10 protein-coding genes and 1 tRNA gene are annotated in these 8,978 nt (G+C 53.7%); 5 read left to right on the top strand and 6 right to left on the bottom strand.

Annotation, left to right across the window (positions count from 1 at the left end; all coding sequences use genetic code 11):
• A partial coding sequence (locus AC5DB9_RS11865; protein ID WP_348657756.1) for a hypothetical protein occupies positions 1–522 on the top strand: 522 nt, incomplete at its 5' end.
• 535 nt (positions 523–1,057) lie between these two features.
• Positions 1,058–1,198: a hypothetical protein gene (locus AC5DB9_RS11860; RefSeq protein WP_272991012.1), complete on the top strand. Its 141-nt coding sequence runs from the start codon at positions 1,058–1,060 to the stop codon at positions 1,196–1,198.
• A 26-nt stretch (positions 1,199–1,224) separates the two neighbouring features.
• On the opposite strand, the gene AC5DB9_RS11855 is transcribed toward AC5DB9_RS11860, so the two are convergent.
• Genes AC5DB9_RS11855 through AC5DB9_RS11845 form a run of 3 tightly spaced genes read right to left on the bottom strand, consistent with a single transcriptional unit; the run spans position 1,225 to position 3,572 of the window.
• Positions 1,225–2,118: a TraI domain-containing protein gene (locus AC5DB9_RS11855; protein WP_272991015.1), complete on the bottom strand. Its 894-nt coding sequence runs from the start codon at positions 2,116–2,118 to the stop codon at positions 1,225–1,227.
• Positions 2,111–3,346 (bottom strand): tyrosine-type recombinase/integrase, encoded by a 1,236-nt coding sequence (locus tag AC5DB9_RS11850; protein WP_272991018.1) that lies wholly within the window; start codon positions 3,344–3,346, stop codon positions 2,111–2,113. The genes AC5DB9_RS11855 and AC5DB9_RS11850 overlap by 8 nt, the downstream gene beginning before the upstream one ends.
• Positions 3,339–3,572 carry a hypothetical protein gene (locus AC5DB9_RS11845; protein WP_272991021.1) on the bottom strand — a complete coding sequence of 78 codons (234 nt, stop codon included), beginning with the start codon at positions 3,570–3,572 and terminating at the stop codon, positions 3,339–3,341. The genes AC5DB9_RS11850 and AC5DB9_RS11845 overlap by 8 nt, the downstream gene beginning before the upstream one ends.
• 106 nt (positions 3,573–3,678) lie before the next feature.
• Between AC5DB9_RS11845 and AC5DB9_RS11840 the strand changes: the two genes are divergently transcribed.
• A complete protein-coding gene (locus AC5DB9_RS11840) occupies positions 3,679–3,924 on the top strand; it encodes a helix-turn-helix domain-containing protein (protein WP_353744105.1) in 246 nt (81 codons plus the stop codon).
• Between the two features lie 72 nt (positions 3,925–3,996).
• Here the strand turns inward: AC5DB9_RS11840 and AC5DB9_RS11835 are convergent, their stop codons facing one another.
• The 3 genes from AC5DB9_RS11835 to AC5DB9_RS11825 all read right to left on the bottom strand — a co-directional run bounded on the left by AC5DB9_RS11835 (position 3,997) and on the right by AC5DB9_RS11825 (position 5,442).
• Positions 3,997–4,266: a hypothetical protein gene (locus tag AC5DB9_RS11835; RefSeq protein ID WP_272991024.1), complete on the bottom strand. Its 270-nt coding sequence runs from the start codon at positions 4,264–4,266 to the stop codon at positions 3,997–3,999.
• Positions 4,267–4,490: 224 nt separating this feature from the next.
• A tRNA-Met gene (locus AC5DB9_RS11830) sits at positions 4,491–4,567 on the bottom strand.
• Between the two features lie 107 nt (positions 4,568–4,674).
• On the bottom strand, positions 4,675–5,442 hold the full coding sequence (locus tag AC5DB9_RS11825; protein WP_272991025.1) for an SDR family NAD(P)-dependent oxidoreductase: 768 nt from the start codon (positions 5,440–5,442) through the stop codon (positions 4,675–4,677).
• Between the two features lie 224 nt (positions 5,443–5,666).
• Here AC5DB9_RS11825 and AC5DB9_RS11820 point away from each other — a divergent pair, with 224 nt between their 5' ends.
• The gene (locus AC5DB9_RS11820) at positions 5,667–6,830 is read left to right on the top strand and encodes a 1-acyl-sn-glycerol-3-phosphate acyltransferase (protein ID WP_491732053.1); all 1,164 of its coding nucleotides are present in this window, start codon (positions 5,667–5,669) and stop codon (positions 6,828–6,830) included.
• Between the two features lie 23 nt (positions 6,831–6,853).
• Positions 6,854–8,977 (top strand): ATP-dependent DNA helicase DinG, encoded by a 2,124-nt coding sequence (gene dinG / locus AC5DB9_RS11815; RefSeq protein ID WP_272991029.1) that lies wholly within the window; start codon positions 6,854–6,856, stop codon positions 8,975–8,977.
• Position 8,978 lies beyond the last annotated feature (1 nt).

Genomic DNA, 8,978 nt, shown 5'->3' with positions numbered 1-8,978 from the left:
CGCGGAAATTTGGCGATATTTTATAAAAGGGAGAGGTTGTGCAGACCTTCCTTAGCAAAAGCCTTTCAATTACTTGTATCAGAGCACGAAGAAGCGTCTGTAGTTTATCTCATGAAATGGTTCGAAGACGCGGTCAACCAATCGTTCGATGAGTTCAAAGTGCGCTATCAAACAGAGTGCCGATTTACGCGTGAGACACCTTTCTCAGCTTTCATTGAAGGCGCCCGAGACAAAATGAATTTAGGGGCGATGGTGAAGACTCTCTCTATCGGTATTCGACCGGGTTCCAGCACATCTCCGGAGCATCAGTTGGTCGCATTTTTAAGAAAGCAGAGCCCTGGCTTGAATCAAATACTGAATTGGGAAGGCATATCTCAATTGCGATCGATTGGTGAGTTACGAAACTGTCTCATGCATACGACACCCGTTGAGCCGGAAGAAATCCATCGCATTCGAGGATGGCTAATGCGAGATAACGGTGAGCTTGGCGAGCTCGCTGAGTTGTTTGCAGATATAGGATAGGAGTGTTATGTCTAAGTCTTCTGCGGTAGCGATGTTGTTGATTGAAGCAGCGAAAGCGAGTTTTCTCCTGACACGTGAGCACCAGCGACTACAAATTCATAACCAACTGTTATTTATAGACATTTTTGGCTTTCTTATGCATCAATACTCGGCCATATTATTAGTGAACATTAGCTAAAATGAGGCGGAAGAACCGCAAGAATAGATCAAAAACCCATCAAAATGGCCAGCTATTGGTAAACATCTTCGGACAAATTACGGGTGAATCAATAAGCCAGCCATTGTAAATCAGGCGTTCCCCGCACCCGCGCGGCTGAACCGACATTGGATTAGAGCCATGTGCTTGCGCAATGGCGTTCCCCGCACCCGCGGGGCTGGCCGGGTGAGACACAGACGTGCGCCCTAGCGACAGAGTACGAGAGCTTCAAGTGCTGAGGCGACTCTGAATAAGGGCAGTCGTTAACCGCATAGAGCCAGTAAATAAAACTGAGTAGACCGCCTAAGAATGAACTCTTACAGGGTGAGGATAAGCAATGTGAACAAGAAAGAAGTGGAAGCCTTCACACGCGAGGACGCCAAGACCCTTAAGACTGAAAAAGATCTCAACATGTTCAGTCAGATGCTGACAAAGACCGCTGTCGAGGCGACGCTGAATGCCGATCCTTGGCTACGTTAGACGCCAGTCCACCTATAACAACTATCTTAAGAGTACTGCTGGGCATTAAGATCATTACTCGCTCCGCTGCTCCGGTCCAATCCAGATACAATGACATAAGCTCGATGATGAGTTTTTGGAAGCCAGCTCCTAGGCCGGAAATACCCTCGAATGATATTCGCTAATACAGGTGAGCGCGCCTCGAGTTCCACTAGCGGCTGAGCCATTAGCTCAAGCGCAGCCATATCATGAGGCTGATGCTTTCCTCGACCTTCTCCAACTAGCGTTGCGGTCTTACCGATATCGTGTGTCAGGATAAGGGTGGTAACCAAGTCTCGTTCCAAGTTTCCGTTTGCTTTTGGGTGACAGCCCCCGAATCGAATAAGCATGTCAGCAGTGTGGTCGAGCAATCCGCCCTGGTAAGCATGATGGTGTATTAGGCTTCCCGGTACATTCAGAAAGCCCATTGCGTTGGCTGCATCGCTGAAAATGTTAGCGAGAAAAGCTCTTAATCTATCATCTTTGATATTGTTCCAGTGGCGAACCACAGCCTTCAGTTGCGGCTTGAATGCGGGTAACACCCAGTCGCATGGGAAAAGTGCGGTGGGTCTCAGTTCAGACTCGCATGGTGTATATGCCGATTCTGCCAAGATTTCCCACTGACTGGGGAAGGCGCGCAGCTCACCAGAGATTGAAATCACATCGCCATGTTTGAGGCTTTGCCACCACTGAGGCGAAGACAGTGGGTCTATGTGAATAAGGGCAGTGCCAGCGAGATTCCCCAGTCGAAGCGAACATCGAGGATCGCCGTGTTCACCCAATCGGTCATGTCGCCCTAGCACGCGGAACTGACAATGGTCTAGGCGACGGGTCTGTAGAAGGCGGATGCCGTCTTTTTTGCTTGATGCGTTTACAGGGGCATTAGTCCAAGACTTAGACATGGTCTCGATCCTCCATTTTGGGGGTAAGGTCAGGGGCTGTCTGGATTGTTAGTAGTTTCTCGAAAGCAGAGCCATCCATTCTTGTAAGGTTAGGGATATACCGGGAATACACTTTGAAGAGCATCTCGGTGCTGGCATGGCCGAGAAATCGGGCAACCCACTCAGGGTTTTCGCCTGCTGCGAGCAACAACGTCGCTGCAGTGTGACGGGTTTGGTAGGGGCGCCGTTTCTTAAGGCCCAGATGCCTCAGGAGCGGGTACCAAACGCGCTTGGTTACATTATTATGGTCAAGGGGCTTACCTTCAGTATTGCAGAACACGTAAGCGCTGAGCTTACCTGTTGCGACAAACTGCGCCTGGAGAGCCTCTCGCACCGGCCCTAGCATGGGGATATCCCGCTGACTTCCATCAGTCTTGGTGTATTCCGTTTTGCCGGCAACAAGCGTTTCGCGCACCGCAATAAGCCCGCGATCAAAATCCACATGCTCCCAGCGCAGGCCATCGATCTCTCCGGTACGCATCCCCGAATAAAAGCGCACCGTGTAGTAGTGCTTGAAGTCCTTCCTCACCGCACCGATGATTTGATTTACTTCGGCAAGTGAAAACGGCTCAACATGACTGCGTTGCAGCTTCAGTGGCTTGATATTCTTGTAAGGGCTTTCAAAGCCATAACGGTCTGATGCTTCCTCAAGAATCGACTTCAGGATCGTCATGTGGGAGTTGATCGTCTTGGGTGAGCGGAACGGGGCACCTCGACCGGGTTTACTGGCAAGCTCTGAGCGAAATGTCAGTATTTCAGCCTTGGTTATCTCTTGGAGCGACTTTTGTCCAAAGAACGGGATCAGTGAACTGTTGAGAACACATTCAATGTTGCGTGCATGAGAAGCGCGCCACTCCACTTGCTTCTCTTGCTGCCATTGGTATGCGAACTCGCTGAATATGTGCCCGTGGTCATTAAGACGTTGGCCAGTATGGTTGTGGTTTGATGCGGACAAAGCTCCCGTGGTCAATGAGAGGAATTTCTGAGTGTTTGAGCTATTTGGGAAAAACTCAGAGTAATTGAATTCCCCGAGGAGGATTTTAGCCTCCATCTTTTGGACATAGACTTCGAGTTTCTTCCGGTTTCGTGGGCTATCCTCCAGCAGCGTTTGTTCGCGAAAACGCTTTCCGTTGATTCTAAAGTCGATGAAGAGTTTATTGGTCTCTTTGCGAGTTCTGATCTTAGCCATGTGAGACCCCTCCATTTGCAAAGGGGATTGCTAAGTTCGACTCTGATCCTTCGAGCATGTCTTTTTCGATAGTTTCCCATAAGTAGAGAATCTTTCTGCCGCCGAAGGGCCGAATGTAATGGCGGCCTTCTAAAAGCACGCTATCTTTGAGTTGTTGGCGGATGGTTCTAGGATCATATTTGATTTTTGAGGACAGCTCCTCAGTTGTCAGGTATGTCATGCTCATGCGAAAATCCTCTGTCTAAATCTGGGCAAATGATTACTGCTGCAATCACTTGATTATCAAAATAATCAAAAGTAAGGCATGTTGCAAGCATTAATTGATTATTTAAATGATCAAAGGGTGTTCGGTGCTTCGATATCACTTGAAAGAACTGATTGCTGAGAAGGAATTCAGTGAAAAGAGGCGAATCACGATAGGTGAGGTCGCAGATGAGACGGGTTTGAACAGGATGACTCTATCAAAGATGATCAATCACCCGGGCGCTAGCGTGAAGTCAGAGGCTTTGGATCGCCTCTGTACTTACTTCGATTGCCAAATCAATAGCTTGGTGACTCACATAAAGGATAGTGAGTAGTTTTCGGTAGTCGTGGTGCCTAGACAGGATTTTTCGTGAGGAGTTAGGCGGTCCTTTGTTAGATTGCCTTGCTTATATCCAGCCCTCTAATTTCTCGCCACCCTCTGGGCCTATAAAAGACTGTATGCCGTCCGTGGCTATAGTTTTTTTAGCTTCGTTAAGTGCTTCTGTGTCGGTAGTAAATGCCTCGTCCCAGGCAGTAGAGTTGCCGTGCTCATCTACAATCTCTAAGCACCAACCTTGCTGACCTTCGAGTCGATATATTTCGATATTGACGGACGTGTTGCCAGCCGCTACCTCCTGGGTCAGTTCTGAAAACTTGATGTTCTGTTCTTCTTCCAAAATTATCGTCTCCGCTAGTTGCGCTGTATCGCCAGTGTCATGCCTGAAGTTTTACAGCAATTTCTTTTGGCCGAATAGGGTGCCCGAAGGTCATGGTGCGTTGTGTTTGCTGCAAGCTAAATTTGGAAATGGGCACACTGTGGGCACAGAATGGGCACAGAGAGACTTTTACTTAGGCGACAAAAAAGGCGAATCTGCTAAGTGCATGATTCGCCTTTTTTTTTTGGTAGCGGGGGCTGGATTCGAACCAACGACCTTCGGGTTATGAGCCCGACGAGCTACCAGACTGCTCCACCCCGCAATTGACTGGTTGTCTTGTTCCTCAAGACAGGTCGCGCATTATAGGGACGACCTTTGGGTCTTGCAAGCCTTTGTTTGTGCAAAGGCTTATTTTCTCGAGAAAAGTGCTCAGGCGCTGTGACGAATGGCGCCATCGACAGGCAGCAGGGTGCCGTTGATGAAGGAGCCGGCTTCGCTGGCAAGCAGAATGACGGGGCCGATCAGCTCGTCGATGCTCCCGAGGCGACGAGCCGGCATGGTGCTGATGTAGTCTTTCCCCGCCTGCGTCGCGAAGAAATCTTCGTTCATCTCAGTCAGAAACCAGCCCGGCGCGATAGCATTAACGCGGATGTTGTGGCGCATTAAATCCAGCGACATCACATTGGTCAGATGGGCGACGGCGGCCTTGGAGGCGCAGTACGTTGCCTGGCCGGTCTGTGCCATGACGGCCAGCACAGAGGCGATGTTGATGATGCTGCCGGGCAGGTTCGCCTCTACCATGCGACGGGCGCCTTCCTGGGCGACGTTCCACACGCCGTTGAAGTTCGTGTTCATCACAAAGTCGCGTGAGGCTTCGTCGGCTTTCAGGAAGTTTTTCGGGTCGGCCACGCCGGCGTTGTTGATGATGATGTCGGGCACCCCCAACTCGGCGATGGCTTGGTCGTAAGCGGCGTTGACGCTGTCACGGTTGGCGACATCCATGGCAACGGCGCAGGCTTTGCCGCCAGACTGGCGAATGTCGGCAACCAGTGCTTCCAGTCGATCCACGCGTCGGGCACAGGCAATGATTTCGGCGCCGGCGGCAGCAAGTCCCTTGGCGATGCCATGACCGAGGCCGGAGGAGGCGCCGGTAATGAGTGCGCGTCGGCCTTTAAGTGAGAAGTTGTCCAGGCTCATGGGTGTCCTCGTTATCGTAGTTTTCTCGTTAGGTTGCCCGATTAAAGCGATTTTGGCCGCTTAGAGGAAGGACTTTGCATGTCTAGTTGGCAGTGCGGGCGTGTTGCGGCAATCGGTGGCGGCTACTGACATGGGGAACACGCATCAGGGAGGTAATTGGGGTAGAATCCCGGCTGGTTTGTGTGGCCCCGGCCGGGCCTCTGGTGTGCTGAGTATGAAGAATAATGGATGAATTTGCCGATATCCGACCCTATCACGATAACGAGGTTCGAGACGTTCTTGACCGTTTGCTGATTGACCCGGAGTTGATCGCCGCGGTGGCCAGCTTGCGCATGCCCCGTCTTAATCGTTGGTTCCCGGGGCTGTTACGCCCGCTGGTTTCCCGGATTCTGCGCCGACAGCTCACCGGTGTGGACTCTGTTGCGGCCTTTCAGTCGGTCGTTAAGGTCTACATGGACCAGATGATCGAGGGCAGTACGAGAGAATTTGTGGTGTCGGGCGTCGAGCATCTGTCGCCCGGGAAAGCCTATCTGTTTATCAGTAATCATCGCGACATCGCCCTGGACCCGGCGTTCGTCAACTACGCGCTCTACCACAATGGCCTGGACACCGTGCGGATTGCGATTGGGGATAACTTGCTGTCGAAGCCCTTTGCCGCGGATCTGATGCGGATTAACAAGAGCTTTATTGTACAGCGCAGCGCCAAGGGGCCGCGGCAGATGCTGGCGGCCTTCCGCAAGCTGTCCAATTACATACGCCATTCTCTGCTGGAAGAGCGTGCCTCTATCTGGATCGCCCAGCGAGAGGGGCGGGCAAAGGACGGCAATGACGCGACGGAAGTGGCGCTGATCAAAATGATTGGTATGTCGCAGGACAAGGGCAGCGAGAGCTTTGCCGAATTTGTGGCGGCCATGAATGTGGTGCCGGTGTCGATTTCCTATGAATGGGATCCATTGGATGCGGCCAAGGCGCGCGAGTTGGTACAGATTGAACGCGACGGCGCTTACCAGAAGGCGGAACACGAAGATCTGAAAAGCATTGGCACTGGCATTGTCGGTAACAAGGGCCGTGTCCATGTGCACTTTGGTCCGCGTATGCAGGGCGATTACGCCGACGCGGCGGCGCTGGCTGCCGCGCTGGATCGCGAGATTATCGGCAATTATCCACTGCATAGCAGTAATGTGCTGGCCTATATGCGACTGCACGACGACGCACGCTGGCGGGCGCTGGATCTGCCAGAGATTTCGGACAAGCAGGTGGCGGAGTTTGATGAGCATTTCACCAAAATGCCGCCGGATTACCGCCGTCGAGCCTTGGAAATTTACGCACAGCCGCTGGTCAATCAGTTGCGTCTGAAAGACGTGGCTCAGGAGGCAGCAAATGCCTAGTGCCGGCGCGCCGGGAGTTGTCGGTGCTCAGTGATGATCTGAAATCGCAGATTCAGGGGGCTTACCGCCAGTTTCTGAACAGCAAGTCGCTGAAACCCCGGCTTGGCCAGCGCCTGATGATTGCACATATTGCTCGGGTGCTGGGTGGCATCAAGCGCAATCAGGAGCATTTACGCAGTGGCGGCGACCACCTCTGTGTGGTGGAGGCGGGCACCGGAACGGGCAAGACGCTGGCCTATGCCCTGGCAGCGATACCCATTGCCCGCGAGGCGAACAAGACACTGGTTATCGCGACGGCGACTGTCGCTCTGCAGGAGCAGATCTTGCAGCGTGACTTGCCGGATATTCTCCAGCACAGTGGTCTGTCGTTCACGCTGAGCCTGTCAAAAGGGCGCCGACGTTATCTGTGTCTTTCAAAACTTGATCAGCTATTAAGCGGTGGTGACACACAGGTGTTGCCCCTGTATCCCGATGAGCGCAGCGCGGCGCCGGACAATGACGCACTGACTCTCTACAAGCACTTTGCTGAAAACCTGGCTCAGGGTAAATGGGACGGCGATCGCGACAACTGGGAAGCGGTGCTGCCAGAGGAGCAGTGGCAGCGCGTTACCACTGACCACGCACAGTGTGGCGGGCGACGTTGCAGCCACGTTAAACAGTGCAGCTTTTTCAAAGCGCGGGAAGCGATGACGCAGGCTGAGGTGGTTGTGGCAAACCATGACCTCGTACTCGCGGATCTGGCGCTGGGAGGGGGGGCGATTCTGCCGCCGCCGGAAGAGTGCATCTACGTATTTGATGAGGCGCACCACCTGCCGGATAAAGTCATTAACCATTTCAGTGCCAGCTTCCGGCTGGGTGCCAGTGAGCGCTGGCTGGAGCAGGCGGAGCGTTCAATAGCGCCGATCCTGGCCTTGCCTGCCATGCAAAAATCGCTGCGGGGGCAGTTTGAATCGTTACTTAATCTGCTTATTGCTGCGCGCGAGGGCATGCAGCCGTTGCGCAGCCAATTGGTGGATTTGCTCGACGATGCCGGAGAGCGGCAGGGGAAAAAACTGCGTCGGTTTGAAGATGGTCAGGTTCCCGCTGAGCTGGCCGCGCTGGCGCGCGAGCTGCGAGCGGCATTTGGTGCGCTGGTTCAGCATACGGAAGGATTGATTGAAACGCTGCAGGAAGGGTTGGACAAGGGGACGCTAGAGCAGCGACGCGATGAGCTGGAGCAGTGGCTGGCCGATGTTTCTGCCATGCGCTTTCGTTGCCAGACCATACTGGCGCTGTGGCAGTCTTACGCCAGTGATACCAGCAAGGAGAAGCCCCCCATTGCCCGCTGGCTGACGTTGGTTGAAGCGGGGCAAGGCCTGATGGATATGGAGCTGAACAGCAGTCCGATTCTGGCCGCGAAAACCTTGCAATCGTCCCTGTGGTCTCGCTGTTATGGCGCGGTGCTGACGTCGGCCACCTTGACCGCGCTGGGCAGTTTCAAGCGTTTCAGTATGCGGGCGGGGCTGTATGAGGATGCCAGTTTTGAGGTGGTGCCCAGTCCCTTCCAGCATGCCGAGGCGGGCGAGTTATACATTCCCGCCATGGCCTGCGATGCGGGGGATGCCGAGGCCCACACCGAGGCACTGATTGAGATGCTCCCCGAACTGCTGAATAAGGATGAGGGCAGTCTCGTCCTGTTCGCTTCCCGGCGCCAGCTGAATGCAGTGCTGGAAGGCGTGCCGCTGTCTTTGCGGCGACTGATTCTGGCGCAGGGGGAGTTACCCAAGCACGAAATTCTCAGCCAGCATCGTCAGCGCGTGGATGAGGGCAAGGGCAGTGTGATTTTCGGTCTGGCCAGCTTTGCCGAAGGTGTGGATTTGCCCGGCAAGTATTGCAGCCATGTGGTGATTGCCAAAATCCCCTTTGCGGTGCCGGAAGACCCCGTGGAAGAGGCGTTGGCAGAGTGGATCAGTCGCAACAACGGCAACCCCTTTGTGGAAATCACTGTGCCTGATGCGGCGGTCAAGCTGGTACAGGCCAGCGGCCGCCTGCTGCGCAGTGAATCGGATCGCGGCCGCATCACCATTCTTGATCGGCGCATTGTGACCCGGCGCTACGGGCGCCAGATGCTGGACTCAATGCCGCCCTACCAGCAGCGTATTGAATAGC

It is taken from the genome of Spongiibacter sp., assembly GCF_984394615.1.
This window is presented reverse-complemented; position numbering and strand designations above follow the sequence as displayed.